The following is a 16,620-nucleotide window of genomic DNA, read 5'->3' as shown; positions in this document are numbered from 1 at the left end:
ATATTTATATTTCCATGGTAAAGTTAACCTAAGATTTTGTTTAAAATTGCATAAATTTATCCGATGACTACTCGCTCTAATACTCTCACGCACTCTGTGAAAGCGACTATCACCAAATCAAAGATTTGGGATATCTGCTTGCACACAGCGAAAGCGACTATCACCAAATCAAAGATTTGGGATATCTGCTTTTCTCCAAGTGGGGGTAAAGAGCGACTACGTCCCTGGATAACGATTTCTAAGCATCAGGTGGAGTAAAACTCCATCTGATGCCAAGAACTCTGTTTATACTTTGTTTATATTTGGTTTATATAAATTAGATACACTCCATTTATAATTAAATTATGAAAGTCTTTCATAAATAACCATAAAGGAGCAATAGAAAATGAAAATGAATAAAAAAGCAGCAATGCTTATAAGTTTTACTATTGGAACACTTATGTTTGCAACTACAGCATTTGCTGAAGTCAATTCAAAAAGTGGATATGATGAACTTAAAGATTCTCTCAAACACACTGCGGAAAACTGCACAAATAAATTTTCAAGCTTTACTGTAGATAGTTCATTTGTAATGAGAGATAATGGTGCAGTTATATATTCTAAAAACATATTGAATAAATACGACGCATCTAAAAAATCTATAGAAAATACAAGTGAGGTAAATAATGGAACAACTAAATCAGAAGAACTATATTATAAAGATAAAAATGTTACTATAGCTCATAATACTTCAGATAGCAATATCTATCATGTAACTAACATAACTGATAAAGACAAAACCAATTCATTTCTTTCAAATCCATTTAAGGAAAGTCAAGCATCTGATATTGAAAAAATAGTAGATACTGCTATTGGAAATTTAAAGGACTCCATTTCAGTAGCTAGGAAAACTGATGGTACAAGAGAACTGTCTACTTCCTTAAGTGAAAATCAAATACCCTCACTTATAAATGCAGTAACATCTTTTAAATTAAAGCAGGATATAAATAATCAAATTCAGCAAACTTCACGCTTAAACACATCAACTACAAAGCTTCCCCAGATTTCAAAGGATGTATTTGTTAAAGATGTTCAATTAAAAGTAATTACAGATAAAGATGATTCAATACAAAGTGTACTTGCCTCTGGAGCAATTTCTGGAAAAGACAATAGTGGAAACAGCCACCTTTTGGTTTTTGAATTATCTCTAAAAATTAAAGATGTTAACTCTACAATAGTAAATAAGCCAGATCTTTCTGGTAAAAAGGTACAGGAAAGTACTGAAAAAGACTATACTAAATTATCTAATCCAACTGCATACCTTGGTAAGTACAAAAATGATATTACAATAGAAAAAGATTCTAAATTTGAAAAAATAGGTGAAAGATTTATAGAAATTCAAGAAATAGATAGTAACCATGTAAAAGGAAAATACTATGAAGAATATTTAGAAGGATATAAAGATTACTCTTCCAATGCAAAAAGCTTTAATTTCGAGGGCAAGTTCCAAAAAAATAATACTTCAGCATCTTTTAATACTTCATCTTCCGGTAATGTTATTAAGGGAAATATATATTTTTCTCCTGATTCTGCCAATATAAACTTTAATGTAAGTAATGAAGAGATTTCAAACCCTACATTGAATAAAGTCTTTAACTGATTAAGTAAAATTTGATCATATCAATGAATATGCTGACGGACTTCATCTTTAAAATTTTGTCAGCATATTTTCTGAGTATACAAGGAGGAACGTAAATTGGAAACAGTTATTGAAATAAATAATTTAACCAAGCTATATAAAAATGATAGAGGTATAAGAAATATAAATTTAAAAATAAATAAAGGTGACATTTTTGGATTTCTAGGACCTAACGGAGCTGGTAAATCAACTACTATGAAAATTATGACTGGACTTATAAAACCGGACAGTGGAGATGTAAAAATTTTTGATCATAGTATTGTAGATGATTTTCAAAAAGCAATGCAAAGTGTGTCCTGCATCATAGAAACTGCCAATTCCTATGAATATTTAACTGCATTTGAAAATCTAAGACAAGCTTCCAGGTATTATGAAGATGTGGACAATTCAAGAATTGATGAAGTTTTAGATTTACTTGGTCTTTCAAAATATAAAAATGAAAAAACTAAAAAATTCTCTCTTGGAATGAAGCAAAGACTTGGAATTGCCGCTGCAATTTTGGCAAAGCCTAAAATAATTATTTTAGATGAACCATTAAACGGTCTTGACATAGAAGGAATGATTGATATAAGAAATATTATAAAAGACATGGCTCAAAGTTATCAAACTACATTTTTTATATCAAGCCATCTCATACATGATATTGAAATGACCTGCAGTAAAATAGGTTTATTATATAATGGCACCTTAGTTGATGTTGATACTACTAAAAATATTTTAAAAAATTATGTTTCACTTGAAAACTACTTTGTTAGCGAGGTAAATAGAAATGATGGAATTTAAAGCTGCTCTAATCAATGAAATTGAAAGATTGTATAAAAAGAAAAAGATACTAGTTTCTGCTGTAATGTCGTTTATAGTTATTGTCCTAGGTCAAATAGTAATTATTGCAATGAGAAATGGCTTTGGACTTATGGGAGTTTCAAACATGGAATTTCCTATACTAGTGCTGTCCATTATAGCAAATATTATTCTTCCATTGTTCACTGTTTTAATTACAATAGATAGCTTCTCGGGAGAATTTTCACATAACACAATAAAGCTTTCTCTCACAAAGCCAATCACGAGGTTGAAGTTATTTACTGCAAAACTAACCGCCATAATTGTATTTATATTATCAAATCTCATTTTTGTAATGATTTTTTCAATAACAGCAGGTTTCATCTTTAATTCAAATACAATAAGTTTGTTAAGTTTCTCTAGAATAGTTCTTTCTTATTTAATAACATTATTTCCTATGATTGTTTTTTCATTAATTATCGTATTTTTAGTAAATATTTTTAAGAATGGTATAAGTGTATTCTTTTTATCCATTCTAATTTTTATCATATTTAAATTCTTAAGTATCATTTTTTATAAGTACTCAGGATTATTTTTTACAAGTATGTTTGACTGGTACAAATTATGGATTATGAACAAGCTTCCTCTTTACAAAATATTTTGTGAATTCATGATGATGTTAAGCTATGATATACTATTCTTTACAGGAAGTTATTACTTATTTGATAAAAAAGATTTTTAAGGTGAGAAAATGGATATTAAAAAACGTCTTATAATTTACAACAGTGTAACACTTATAACACCATTTATTGCTACAACTTTAACTGCATTTATATTTATAGTTGTGTGTTCAAAATTTTTAAATACAAACATAGGATATGATAGTAATTTATTTAAAATATTTATTATAACCATAACAAGCACTTTTATATTTTCTTTTATAATAGCAAATATTATTATTTCTTATTTATTTTCAAAGAGAATACTTACTCCTATAGCACGTTTAAAAAAGGCAACTTCAGAAATCAGTCATGGAGATTTAAGCTTTGAAATTGTTGAAGATGGTGATAGTGAAATAAAAGATTTGTGTTCTGATTTTGAAAAAATGAGAATACAATTGAAAAATTCTATACATATGAAGATGAAATATGATGATAACAGAAAAATGTTAGTTTCAAGCATATCACATGACTTAAAAACTCCAATTACATCCATAAAAGGATATGTTGAGGGAATCTTAGATGGAGTGGCAAATACTCCTGAAAAACTTCAACACTATTTAAGAACAATATACTCTAAATCACAGCAAATTGACAAGATGATTGACGACCTGCTTTTATACTCAAAGCTTGATTTAAATCAAATACCCTTTAACTTTGAAAAGACTGATATAATTAGCTACTTTACAGACTGCACTCAAGAATGTTCTTTTGAACTAAATAAATCAAATATAACTATTTCTCTTAAAAATAACTTAAATAAATCCAAATATGTGATGATTGACCGTGAAAGATTTATGAGAGTTGTACTTAATATTATCAATAATTCTAAAAAATATATGGGTGATACTAAAAATGGAAGCATCCTAATTGACCTTAGGGAAAATAATGCAAGTATAATAATTGAAATAAAGGATACCGGCTGTGGAATAGACAAGAATCATATAAATAAGATATTTGACAGATTTTATCGAACAGATTCTGCAAGAACAGAAACTAAAGGCAGTGGTCTTGGTCTTGCAATCGCCAAACAGATTGTTGAAGGCCATAAAGGTAAAATATGGGCTGTAAGTGAAGAAGGGAGCGGTACAAGCATAACTATATCATTACCTAAATTACATGAAAGGCAGATAATTTATGATGAAAAAGATTTTAATAATTGAAGATGATTTAAGCATTGCTGAACTCATAAGAGACTATTTGGAACTTGAAAACTTTGAAGTTGTAATATGTACTGATGGAATAGAAGGTTTAAATAATTTTAAAGAAAACAAATTTGATCTGTTAATTTTAGATATAATGCTTCCTCAAATAGATGGTTTTAGTATTTTACATAGTATACAGGAAGAAAAAGACATCCCTGTACTGCTAGTTTCTGCAAAAAAAGAAGAAATTGATAAAATAAAAGGATTAACCCTCGGTGCTGACGATTATATAACTAAACCCTTTAGCCCAAGTGAACTAGTTGCAAGAGTCAAATCCCACATTAAAAATTATGAAAAAATAAAAGGTAAATTTGTTAAGCCTCCAAAAAATAATATTATTATACGAGGTTTGGAAATAAATCAAGATTGTAGACAAGTTTTTGTAAATGGTAGAGAAGTAAATTTAGCTCAAAAAGAATTTGAAATACTATCATTCTTGGCTCAAAACCCCAATAGAGTTTTTAGTAAAGAAGATTTATTTGAAAAAATTTGGGGATTAGATGCAATAGGTGATACTTCCACTGTTACTGTACATATAGGACGAATAAGAGAAAAAATAGAATCCTCACCTTCAAATCCCCAATATATTGAAACTGTATGGGGCGCTGGATACAGACTTCGAGTATAATTGGGGACTTGCTTATACATCTATTAAATTAATAGTTAAGCTATGACATTAAATGAATATTTCCTCCTCAATTCCCTCCATTACAAATCTAGTCAAATTTTTCTTATAGGTTTTTTTGTAACTTTATGTTAGAATTAATGTATATATACTTTAAAGGGAGATGGAAGGATAGTGAAGAAAATACTAGGAATAGCTGCAGCAGCGGCTATAGTATTAGGTATGTCAAATAGTACCTATGCTAAAACTACGTATAATGTAACACGACTTGCAGGGAACAACAGATATGAAACTTCGGAAAACATTGCAAATAATTTTGAAAGTGGAACAGTTCAAAGTGTAATAATAGCTAATGGAAATAATTTTCCCGATGCTCTAGGTGGAAGTGTATTGTCAAAAATATACAATGCACCAATACTTTTATTAAACGATGACTTTAAAAATTCTTCAAATGCAGTAGATTATATACAAAACCATTTAAGTAAGAGCGGAAATATCTACATATTAGGAGGTACTTCTTCAGTAAGTGATGATTTTGTAAGCTACATAAAAGGACTTGGCTATGGAAATGTAACACGATTTGGTGGCAGCAACAGGTTTGAGACCAACAAATCTATTATTAATTCTATGAATGTTCAAAAAGGTACTCCTATGGTAATTACAAATGGTTGGGGATTTGCAGATGCCCTCAGCGTATCAAGTGTAGCTGCATGTTACAAATATCCTATATTTATGATAGATAATGGAAAGCTTTCTGAAAGTAATAAAGATGTTATTTCCAGCATACAGCCATCCAAAATATTTGTAATAGGTGGACAAAGTTCTGTAAGTGATGATGTAGTAAATGAAATAAAAAGTCTTCAGCCAGCCTTAACGGATAGTAACATAGTAAGAATAGGCGGACAAACTAGATACGATACTTCGCTCAGCATATGCAAGTACTTTAATTCGAATTCAAATTTTGCAGTGCTGGCAAATGGTGCAAACTTTCCGGATGCACTATCTGGAAGTGCTCTAGCTTCCAAATTAAGTGCACCTATAATGTTGACTGACGGAAAAGATATATCCAGTCAAAAAAATTATATAGATGAGAAAGGATATAAGGATATATATCTTTTAGGAGGACTTAACTCTATAGATTTATCTGTAGAATATTTGATGGAGCCTACTTCATCAATACCACAAGCTGAAATAGACTATATAACTGCTCTAAAAGGCTATTGTGATTCTTATGAAGATAAGACAGGCACTGTTTCAACGCAGATGGAGGATATATACAACAAGACAACTGATATAAGAGTAGCTATTACCTCTGCATCAACAGCACAGGAACTGTCATCAGACATAGAACAATTAATTACTTTGTTCAACCAGGGTAATTCTTGTTTATCCTCTTACAAAAGTGATCTTACAACACTCAAAAGTGAAGCTTCAAATCTTTCAGTACCTAGTGGATTAGACACTTACAGTACACAATACTTAGATAGTATAAATACACAAATTAATTATGTAGATACAACTATGAAATATACAACTAGCTGCCTTAATATATTCACTGAAATGAAAGATGCACTTGACAATATGGATATGGACAAATTAGAAAAATCCACTGCAGAACTTCAAGATATCGGCACCGACGGAAATAGTATTTCCAATATTGAAAATGGAAATAAAGGAATAGACGATTTGGATACAAGACTTGGAAATGCTTTAACAAGTTATCAGCAAAAGTAATTTAAGAAAAGATAATAAGCCCCCTGATATTAAATATTAGGGGGCTTATATTTTATTCTCCTACCGTTACAATTTTACCTGAAATATCACTATCAGATGGAGAATAAATTGTATATCCTGAAGTATTGTGATTTTCACTTCTTACATTTATCTTAGAACTATCACTATTAGCTCTTACTAAAATGCGATCACCTTTATTTAAGGTACCATTATTAAATCTGTAAACAAGAGTTCTATTATCTACCCAAACTGATGTAGGCGTTAATTGCTGTCCTGTTTCTTCATCTGTAAACAAGAAGTCATCATTATAAGAAGTAACAATATCATCATCTATTTCTTGATTAAATACCACATTTATAACATTCATACCAGAATTAGGACTGGCAGACCACATATCCTGATTAGTTATAGGGGGAATATACACTGCAGTAGAACCAGACTTTATGTTACGTCCTGCTGCATCTACAGAACTTGTATTTTCTATGCTTACATTAGTCATACTACCTGCATTTTTTATGGCATTTATTTTCTGATTATTTTTAATTCCAGATTTAAATATAAGTGTTACATCATTTCCACTTGTAGACCCAGTATCCGGTGCATAACCTGCTACTCGAAAATCATTAAAGGATAATACATCTAATGGTTTTGAAAGGGATACCTTGACATATATATCATTACTTATGAAAGTCATCTGGGCAGTACCTGCTACAAGTCCTGGTCCATCATTATTATCATCTATAGTTATATCTCCCATATATGATCCAAGATCCAGTGGATTTCCATCTACATCCTTAAGATTTTTTACTCCCATTTGAATTACACTGGAGCCGCTACTTCCTGAGCCTATAGTATAGTCAGAATTAAATTCTATCGTTACACTTTTGCCATCAATACTTGGAGTAACTGTAGCACTGGATGGTAAGCTTCTTGTATATCCCTGACCGTCTTTATACATATAATTAGATGAATTTTCTAAAGAAGATTGATCCATAGCCTTGCTAAAGAATAGTGCAACAGCATGAGGATTATCTACCCTTCTCAATATCTCAGTTACATTTGTACCTTCATTGTCCATTCCAGATAATGTAGTAGTATAATTATCCATTATATTGGGATTTGCTTCTGTATCAATTATATTTTTTACAGTCAAAGTATATTTTGAACCTTTAAGATCATTTTCTTTAAATTTTATGTCAAAAGTCCTTTTACTGTTTCCATCTATAGTTATAGCATTTATTTGATCAATTTCATAACTAATATTCGCTCCTGTGGAGTCAAGTACAGTATAATTTCCCTTATTTTGAGCATAACTTGTAGAAACATCTTTGTTAAACTTAATTCTCATTGTTTTTTCATCAAAAATACTAGCTGTAGATATTGTAGGTTTAGTGGTATCTCCTCCAACATAAAGGTTCATATTAGATTCATTTATGTAGTTTCCAAAAGTATCTGTAACGTTTCCCTTTACAGTAACTGTATTTTCTCCCTGCTTAAGTTTATCTCCAAGTTTTGTAATCTTTACTATAGTGTCACCAGAACCCGTATCAAAAGTTACATAAGAATCATCCACATCTACTGTAGTTCCATTTAGTTTGTAATTGCTTGGTTCAAGAGCTGTCTGTTGATCCATAGGTCTATTGTACTTTATATAAATAGTATCTACATTGTTACTTGTAACACTTTGAACTTGTGGGTTTCCAGATACAGAATTTACAGTAAAATCTTTTGAAGTACTGCTTATTGGTAAATTGGCTGCATCACTAAATTTGCTTCCAGCTTCTCCATTTGGCACAGTAAAGGTATTTTTGCCTACTGGAAGTGGAGAATTGAAATATAAGTCTACACCATCAGCCCACACCCCATCTAAGGATTTATTCCTAAATTTAGTAACAGAATCAGAAGTATTTATTCCAAAAGCAGTTATACTCTGCCTATTTATTTTGAAAGAAGACAAATTACTGCTGTCCATTCTAATTGGTTCTGAAAATTTCACCCTTAACTTGTTTCCACCTATAGCTGTTATAGAATCAAGGGTTGGAGTCTCTATAGATGAAAAGGTGATTTGTTTGTCATATTTAGGTATAGTACTTCCTAAATTCTTTGTATTTATAGCACTTTTAACAGTAAAAGTCACACTCTTGTTTAAAGTAAAGGGATGAGAAAATGTAATAAAAACCGTTCTATTGTCCTCCTGAAGTGTTGCTGTAGATTGATTTTGCACAGTTGATCCAAGATCTCCACCATCTATTTGATAGTTTGCAGCCCTCTCTGCAGAGTTTTTATCCACATCCGTGTTGAATACAATCTTTATCTGATTAAGTCCATTTGTAGATACAGATCCAACTGTTGCACTTTCAACTCCGCTTCCTGATGCTGCTGCATTTATATCAGAGATAGTTTTGTCAGAAACTATTCCATTTTCCTCTATAAGATTTAAATCCGTAGTTTTTCCTGCTTTATTTTTAATATAATTCATTGCATTTGCAGTGCCACTGTCATCCTGACCATCAATAAGTACAAGAGGTGCATCACTTATTCCAGCTATAGAAGCTGCAATTAGTGCATCTGCATATTTATCACCGGAAGCATTTGCAATATAAAGTTTATCTGCCTTCAGTTCACTGTCAAATTGGTTTAATATATTTAAGTTAGTGGCAAATCTATCTGATCCTCCAGATATCCTGTTTACAGCACCCACACTTTTATATGTATCGTCATTTATTAAAGCTTGTGTACCTACAACAGTAACTTTAGAATTGTTACTCTTTATAAAATTCTCTATAGAACTCATAGCCTGAGTACTATTAACTCCAAGTAAAAGTATCTCACCTTTAGCAGCTGCTACAGGTGCAGCAGATAGAGCATCTGCAAATCCTTCTCCACCTACCATCATTATATTATCTGTACTTACCCCTAGCTTTACAAGCTCTTTAGCTACTGCAAGGTTAGTTTCATATCTATTTTTCCCACTTAACTCAATTAAATTATAACCTTGACTCTTTAGATCATCTCTTGTTTTCTGGCATATTGATGCCGTTCCACCTATTATATATATATTCTTTGGTTTTAACTTATCCAGTGCAGATTTTGCATTAGAATTAAGAGATCCTGCCTCAGTTAAAAGCACAGGCGCATTCAACTGTTTCGCAAGTACTGCAGAACTTATAGCATCTGCATATCCTTCACCTGAGGCTAGTATTACATTGTCAGTACTTGTCCAATTTTGTTCAGCAACTGCAGCTGCTGTTTCATAACAATCTGCTCCAGATAATTTTGTAACTTCCCCTGCTGCCGCTTTAGCAGAAGTAACAGGAAGTGCTGGTGAAAGCAGCAACGATAGTACAGCCGTGGTGCTTATTGCCTTTATAGCATTTCTTTTCATATACTTATTACCTCCTACCTTATTTAGCAATATATGAATATTGTACCATACATTTTTGCTTTAATGATAGGATTTATTTATTTTACTGCAATTACATTATCTGGTTGCAGGCACCGAAAGGGAGCAAAAGTATCTCACTATGGTGACAGGCACCGAATGGGGACATAAATGTTCCACTACAGTGACAGGCACCTAAGTATTTGTTCTGTTTCTAATAAATCATTGATATTTAGGGGACATATTTTTTCGCCTTCAAACATATCTAGAGTTCTGGCAAATTTGATAAAGTCACAGTTACCTGCCCTTTCTCCTACGCCTGAAATTGTACAGTTTGCAAACTTAGCTCCTGCTTCTACAGCTGCAAGAGAATTTGCTAATGCCATTCCGAAATCATTATGAGCATGAATTTCTATTTCTATAGGTACTTCCTGAAGTAACTTTTTTATGCTATAAAAAACTTTCCTTGGATAAGATATACCTACAGTATCAGAATATCTTATTCTTTTGATACCAATTTCAGAAACAGCTGTGCAAAATTCAATTAAAAAATTTATATCAGACCTTGTGGCATCCTCCATACCTACGGTTACTTCATACCCTTTTTCTAAAGCATAGGTTGTACATTTTTTTATACGCTCTAAAACCCAAGCTTTATCTTTTCCAAGTTTAGATTTAATCTGTAAATCAGATGTAGGAATAGATATATGAACTATATCTACACCACAGTCTATGGAAGCATCTATATCTTTAATATTTGCCCTGTTCCATGATGATATTTTACTTTTCAAATTCAACGCTGCAACTTTTTCAATACTTGCTTTTTCTTCTCCACCCATAGCTGCCGAACCCACTTCTATCTGATAAATACCCATATCATTTAAAATTTTGGCAATTTTAACTTTTTCATTTATTCCAAGGGCTATGCCTGCTTTCTGTTCACCATCCCTTAAAGTAGTGTCTACAACATTAACATCCATATGAAGCACCTCCTTTTTTAGTTAAGAATTAATAATTAATAGTGAATAGTTACTGAATATTTTTAAAATTATTAAACATTGCAATCAGTTCCTTATCAAAAATATTTCTTTTAAGTTTAATGCTATTTTTTCTTATTTCTTTCAAAAATTCTCCAATATCTACATCCTGATAGTTTATATTAAGTTCCTTCAGTTTTATCATCACTGCTTTTTTCCCGGAATGTTTCCCTATATACATGATTCTCTTCTTTCCAATATCATAGGGACTATAAGGTTCATAATTATCTGGATTTTTCTCTATACCATCGACATGAATACCGGATTCATATTTAAAAATATCTTCTCCTATTACAGCTTTCATAGGATGCACTTTTTCACAAGTAAGTTTTGTATACACTTCTGCTAGCTGTTCCATAAATTCTAAGTCTCCACATACTTTGCCATTTTTTATAATCTTTAATCCTAAAATAACTTCTTCTAAAGATGCAAATCCATAAACCTGTCCATTAAAAGCTGCAGTTACAGCATCGGCACCATCAACACAGGATTCAATGCTTACGGAAGTTGCCATATAAAATTTATCATCTGCACAAAAATCCACATATACTGAAAACCTATTTTTTATATTTTCTATAAGTCTGTTCCACCCAGCTATGTTATACTTTACAATGCCTTTTATTCTAATGCATATTATATTAAGTTTACTAAAAATTTTACAGTTATCTTCTACATTAAACTGCTCTAAAACTTTAATATCTACTTCTAATATTATCTTTTTATTTCTTAGCTTATTTAAAAATTCCTTTGGTAATGTTTCAGCTTTTTTGTAATCTATAATTAAATGTTCAAATTCGTACACATCTAATAGATCTCCCACCCTGTATATGTAATCTACATTTTCAGGAAGGTCTTTTATTTTTTGAAGTACTTCACCATTAATTTCTACAAAATCTACACCTATATTTTTAATAAGTGCTATAAATTGACCCACTAAATCCTGGTCAACTATCTCAGTCCTTTTTACAACTTCAGGTAAAGTTCTATCTACAATAAATTTTTTTCTTTTCCTAATATAATGGACATACATACACCACCTTTCAATGCACAGTTAAAGTTCAAAGTTCAAATATCAGAGTTCAAATAATGATGACTTCCTTCGTACCTCAGGAAATCTATAATTTTAATATTTTCTGACGCTAGGAAGAAAAATTATCATTATCTGTTATTTACTCTTTGATATTTGCTCTTTGACAAATTGTATATTACGAATTGCTTCAATAGACTTGAATTTTATCGTCTTCCAATAATTTTACAGCTTTTACTATACCTTTGTTTATAGAATCATACATTTCAATAACTTTAATTCCTCTTTTTTCTAACTTTTCTGTGGGATCAACACCTGCCCTAAGTGCAAGAACCGCATTACAGTCACCTATGGCTTTCATGGTTTTTTCCATTTTATCCTCATGTTCATCACATTCGTACACTCCTGTGCAGTATTTATCCACATTCCTCTTTTCTAAAAACTTTGTAGTTCCATCATTATAAGTATAAATATAAAATTCATTAGCGTGTCCAAAATGCTGATCTATATTAATACCTGATTTAGAGGATACTGCAAACTTATATTTTTTACTTTTAGCTGCATTTTTAAGGAGCTTCTCTTCTTCTACTTTTTTATCATCAGAACATTTGCCCAAACAGCCTCCGCAGCCTACATTTCTAAAATCTATAGAATGATCTTCTGAAAGTGTTCCTATGGCATCTGCCCTGCACTGTCTACAGTGGTACATTTGTTTCATACTCACTTCACATTTTTTTCTCATTTCATTTAATTCTATATTGGAAACAAGAGGCAGATCTTCAAATACACTTCCCGAAACTGGTATCATCTGCATTATATTTGTCATATATGCTCCACATTCCTTAACTTTCTTAACTACTTCTTTTATGTGATTATCATTTATACCCTTGAGCATAACTATATTCACCTTGCATATTATACCTTTGGAGCACAGATACCTTAGTCCTGTAAGTTGGTTGTCTAAAAGTATTTTTGCTCCTTCTTCTCCAATATATTTGTGTCCTAAATAATTTACCTCTTTATATATTCTCAATCCTATTTTGCTGTCTACTGTGTTTATTGTAACTGTGACATGTGATACACCAAGCTGTACCAGTTCATTTGCATAGAATGGGAGCATAAGTCCATTAGTAGATAAGCAAAAAGTTGTTTCAGGAGAATACTCTCTTATAAGCTTCAGCGACTCTCTAACCTGATCAAAATTTGCAAGGGCATCTCCAGGACCTGCTATACCTACTACAGTCAAATTTTTCATTTTACTCTTAACAATTTTGAACTTTTCAAGAGCTTCTTTTGGACTCAAAACCTCACTTGTTACTCCCGGCCTGCTTTCATTTGCACAATCATATTTTCTACTGCAGTAATTACAACTTACATTACATTTTGGAGCTATTGGTATATGCATTCTAGCAAATTCATGCGCATTATCCCCAAAACAGGGATGTGTACAGATTTTATCAGCAGGAGATTGTATACTTTCTTTTTCTGCCATTTTTGCAAAAGGCGCATAAAAGTCATTATAAGCTTTTTCCCTGTAAGTATTTTGAGTATGAGAAAGCATAACATTTGCCACAGAATCTATTAAAAATGCAGACCCACTATATGATGTTATTACCTGCCTCTGTCCTCCAACTCTATCATGGATAGGAAACCCTATTCTTATTATTTCAAGCTTCAATTTTTGTGCCATTCTTCTACCATCTGAATTTCCTATAATCAAATTTATTTTAAGCTTTTCAGCATAATCTTCCATAGTTTTAAAATCAGTATCATCTAAAACGATACATTCCTCTTTTTGAACCTTTAATTCTTCCTTTAACTTTTCTCTAAGCATTTCATTTTTAGATCCCATACCTATCATTTTTATTAATATTCCATTTTCTTCGCAAAGCCTTGACACTGCATATACAAGTTCCGGCTCTCCGTATAAAAGTACCCTTGCCTCACCTGTATACTTATGGTTGTCAACCATGGCATCAAGATATCTTCCCCTTTGAACTACGTATTTATGGGGTATTAAAATACCAGTTATTTTAGATATGAGTTCAATAAATTTATTTGTATTTCTAAAACCTATTGGTATGGGACATTTGTAAAGAGGCACTTTGAATTTATCTTTTAAATATGTGCCAGGAGATTTATCATCCGAAATAGTCATGCCCATTTCAATAGTGCCTACTGCTCCAGACATTTTTCTAATATCTTCTATTTTAGTTCCTCCAGCTGGAATTCTCTTATATTTTTCATTATGAGCAGAATCAAGGGTATTAGATACATCCGGTAAAATCGTATATTCTACTTTAAAATCATCTAATATTTGTTTTATATTTCTCACATCACCCGGATTTAAGTTGGCACATATTATATTTAATTTTCCTGTACTCTCAGATTTTTCACATGCTTGTTCAACAATACTTCTTAAAACTTGAAAGTAACCTTCTGCCTGGGTAGCACCATATCCCGGTGTAGATGCTGTTATTATCTTTATATTTTTAATTTTCTCATTATCCTTTTCTTCATTATAGAATTCTTCTACTATCCTCTTTGTATCCTCTCCTATGGTCTCTGCAAGACAGGTTGTCATTACACCAATAGTAGTAGGTTCATACATTTTAATCATATTTCTAAGGCCTTTTTTCAAATTTTCACTTCCACCATATACAGTTCCCTGTTCCGTAAGAGCAGATGATGCTATATCCACAGGCTCATTATAGTGGGTGGCCATATGTCTTCTGATATAAGTGCTGCAGCCTTGAGAACCATGTAAAATTACCATATTATTTTCTATTCCCTTAAAGGCCATTACTCCTCCCATAGGCATGCACATTTTACATGGATTTATATCTACATTTACCAATTTTTTATTGCTCATCTCCATCATCCCTCCATAAAATTTATATATATTGCCAAACAGGACTATTTACAGTCAAATCTATTTCCTTAGCAAAATTTATAGCTCCCTGAAATCCTCCAAGTATGTGTTTTCTCTCATGATTGTGGTCACAAAAAGCAACTCCAAGTTTATATGCAAGGGGTCTTTCTTTAACTCCTCCTACAAGGACATCTGCTCCCTTTTCAACCATGAATCTTTCAAGTTCATAAGGATTTGCATCATCAAGTATTACAGTACCCTCATTTGTAATTTGCCTTATTATTTCATAATCTTCTGGTTTTCCAGTTTGAGTTCCAACCATTACAGTTTCAATTCCAAGGTCCCTAAATTGTTTTATAAGTGATATGGCCTTATAGCCACCTCCTACATATATTGCAGCCTTTTTGCCTTTAAGCCTTCCCCTATAATATTCAAGTTCAGGTTGTATCTTTTCTTCTTCTTCTTTTATAAGCTTTTCTGCCTTTTTTACAGTTTCTTCATTTCCTACAAGATGTGCCACCTGCAAAAGTGAATTTTCAGTATCCTCAAGACCTACAAAACTTGTCTTTATAAACGGAATATCATATAGTTCTTCCATTTTTTTAGCTAAGTATCCCATAGAACCGGCACACTGAACTATGTTAAGTTTTGCCCCAGGTGCTTTCACTATTTCATCAACTTTTCCATCACCTGTAAGTTTTGAAACAATGTTAATTCCTATCCTCTTCAAGTAGTTTTCTACTACCCATACTTCTCCTGCCAGATTAAAGTCACCAAGATAATTGATTCCATTTAGCCTTTTTTCACTTTTTTTATTTCCTATGAGTTTCAATATGGCATTACAGGCAGCTCTATAACCAGTAGACTTATTCCCCGAAAATCCAGGAGACTTCACAGGTATTACTCTTATTTTGTATTTTTCTTCGGCCATCTTGCAGACTGCATCTACATCATCTCCGATAACTCCTACAATACAGGTTGCATATATGAATATAACCTTTGGGTGAAATTTATTTACTATTTCATCTACAGCTGCTCTCAATTTTTTTTCGCCACCAAATATAACATCAGTTTCACTTAAATCCGTAGAAAAACTATTTCTAAATAATTCGGAACCACTTGATAAACTTCCACGAAGATCCCACGTATAAGCAGCGCAGCCTATTGGCCCATGTATTAAATGAAAAGCATCTGTTATAGGATTTAAAACTACCCTTGCTCCACAATACACACATGCTCTCTGACTGACAGCTCCAGAAACACTATTTTCCTCACATCTGATTTTTGTATCTTTGTCCTTGGAGTTATAACAGACAAATTCTTTTCTATCTTCTAGGATTTCTGACTTTCTAGCTTCCAATTTTAAAAATCTATCTCTATTTTTTTCGTGAAGGTCATGATAAAAATCTTCTTTTATTTTTTCCATAAACAACCCACCCCTTTTTAATTAATAGTTGAGAATTAATAGTTAAAAGTTATGGATGATTTTCTTCCGCTAAAGCTTCAGAAAATCTAAAATGTACTCAGTATTGTAGCTTCGCTTCAATAGGCTTTAGTTTTA

11 protein-coding genes are annotated in these 16,620 nt (G+C 31.8%); 6 read left to right on the top strand and 5 right to left on the bottom strand.

Going from position 1 to position 16,620, the window contains the following annotated elements; genetic code table 11:
- Positions 1 to 385 precede the first annotated feature (385 nt).
- From CLJU_RS02475 to CLJU_RS02450, 6 genes are all read left to right on the top strand, one after another.
- Positions 386 to 1,639, top strand: a complete 1,254-nt coding sequence (locus tag CLJU_RS02475; protein WP_013237187.1) for a hypothetical protein — start codon at positions 386 to 388, stop codon at positions 1,637 to 1,639.
- A gap of 96 nt (positions 1,640 to 1,735) precedes the next feature.
- Positions 1,736 to 2,461, top strand: coding sequence for an ABC transporter ATP-binding protein (locus CLJU_RS02470; protein ID WP_013237186.1), 726 nt, complete (start codon positions 1,736 to 1,738; stop codon positions 2,459 to 2,461).
- Positions 2,448 to 3,200, top strand: coding sequence for an ABC transporter permease (locus CLJU_RS22795; RefSeq protein WP_023162709.1), 753 nt, complete (start codon positions 2,448 to 2,450; stop codon positions 3,198 to 3,200). Before CLJU_RS02470 ends, CLJU_RS22795 begins: the two co-directional genes overlap by 14 nt.
- Before the next feature lie 9 nt (positions 3,201 to 3,209).
- The gene (locus tag CLJU_RS22790) at positions 3,210 to 4,340 is read left to right on the top strand and encodes a sensor histidine kinase (protein WP_013237184.1); all 1,131 of its coding nucleotides are present in this window, start codon (positions 3,210 to 3,212) and stop codon (positions 4,338 to 4,340) included.
- Complete coding sequence (locus tag CLJU_RS02455) at positions 4,318 to 5,010, top strand: response regulator transcription factor (protein WP_029170157.1); 693 nt, start codon at positions 4,318 to 4,320, stop codon at positions 5,008 to 5,010. Before CLJU_RS22790 ends, CLJU_RS02455 begins: the two co-directional genes overlap by 23 nt.
- Before the next feature lie 171 nt (positions 5,011 to 5,181).
- Positions 5,182 to 6,741, top strand: coding sequence for a cell wall-binding repeat-containing protein (locus tag CLJU_RS02450; protein WP_013237182.1), 1,560 nt, complete (start codon positions 5,182 to 5,184; stop codon positions 6,739 to 6,741).
- A 52-nt stretch (positions 6,742 to 6,793) separates the two neighbouring features.
- On the opposite strand, the gene CLJU_RS02445 is transcribed toward CLJU_RS02450, so the two are convergent.
- The 5 genes from CLJU_RS02445 to nifE all read right to left on the bottom strand — a co-directional run bounded on the left by CLJU_RS02445 (position 6,794) and on the right by nifE (position 16,419).
- Positions 6,794 to 10,126 (bottom strand): cell wall-binding repeat-containing protein, encoded by a 3,333-nt coding sequence (locus CLJU_RS02445; RefSeq protein ID WP_013237181.1) that lies wholly within the window; start codon positions 10,124 to 10,126, stop codon positions 6,794 to 6,796.
- Positions 10,127 to 10,302: 176 nt separating this feature from the next.
- Positions 10,303 to 11,103 (bottom strand): beta/alpha barrel domain-containing protein, encoded by an 801-nt coding sequence (locus CLJU_RS02440; protein ID WP_013237180.1) that lies wholly within the window; start codon positions 11,101 to 11,103, stop codon positions 10,303 to 10,305.
- 49 nt (positions 11,104 to 11,152) lie between these two features.
- Positions 11,153 to 12,190 (bottom strand): homocitrate synthase/isopropylmalate synthase family protein, encoded by a 1,038-nt coding sequence (locus tag CLJU_RS02435; protein WP_013237179.1) that lies wholly within the window; start codon positions 12,188 to 12,190, stop codon positions 11,153 to 11,155.
- 187 nt (positions 12,191 to 12,377) lie between these two features.
- Positions 12,378 to 15,059, bottom strand: coding sequence for a nitrogenase cofactor biosynthesis protein NifB (gene nifB, locus CLJU_RS02430; protein WP_023162707.1), 2,682 nt, complete (start codon positions 15,057 to 15,059; stop codon positions 12,378 to 12,380).
- Between the two features lie 22 nt (positions 15,060 to 15,081).
- On the bottom strand, positions 15,082 to 16,419 hold the full coding sequence (gene nifE / locus CLJU_RS02425; protein WP_029702505.1) for a nitrogenase iron-molybdenum cofactor biosynthesis protein NifE: 1,338 nt from the start codon (positions 16,417 to 16,419) through the stop codon (positions 15,082 to 15,084).
- Positions 16,420 to 16,620 lie beyond the last annotated feature (201 nt).

The sequence above is a fragment of the Clostridium ljungdahlii DSM 13528 genome (genome assembly GCF_000143685.1).
Taxonomy (GTDB): Bacteria; Bacillota; Clostridia; order Clostridiales; family Clostridiaceae; genus Clostridium_B; species Clostridium_B ljungdahlii.
Note: the sequence above shows the minus strand (reverse complement) of the source record. Positions and strands in the feature narration are given on the sequence as shown.

Coding starts and splice junctions, on each gene's coding strand:
- CLJU_RS02445 (WP_013237181.1), bottom strand. CDS start 10,126: ATGAAAAGAAATGCTATAAAGGCAATAAGCACCACGGCTGTACTATCG.
- CLJU_RS02455 (WP_029170157.1), top strand. CDS start 4,318: ATGAAAAAGATTTTAATAATTGAAGATGATTTAAGCATTGCTGAACTC.
- CLJU_RS22790 (WP_013237184.1), top strand. CDS start 3,210: ATGGATATTAAAAAACGTCTTATAATTTACAACAGTGTAACACTTATA.
- nifB (WP_023162707.1), bottom strand. CDS start 15,059: ATGAGCAATAAAAAATTGGTAAATGTAGATATAAATCCATGTAAAATG.
- CLJU_RS02440 (WP_013237180.1), bottom strand. CDS start 11,103: ATGGATGTTAATGTTGTAGACACTACTTTAAGGGATGGTGAACAGAAA.
- CLJU_RS02435 (WP_013237179.1), bottom strand. CDS start 12,190: ATGTATGTCCATTATATTAGGAAAAGAAAAAAATTTATTGTAGATAGA.
- CLJU_RS22795 (WP_023162709.1), top strand. CDS start 2,448: ATGATGGAATTTAAAGCTGCTCTAATCAATGAAATTGAAAGATTGTAT.
- CLJU_RS02475 (WP_013237187.1), top strand. CDS start 386: ATGAAAATGAATAAAAAAGCAGCAATGCTTATAAGTTTTACTATTGGA.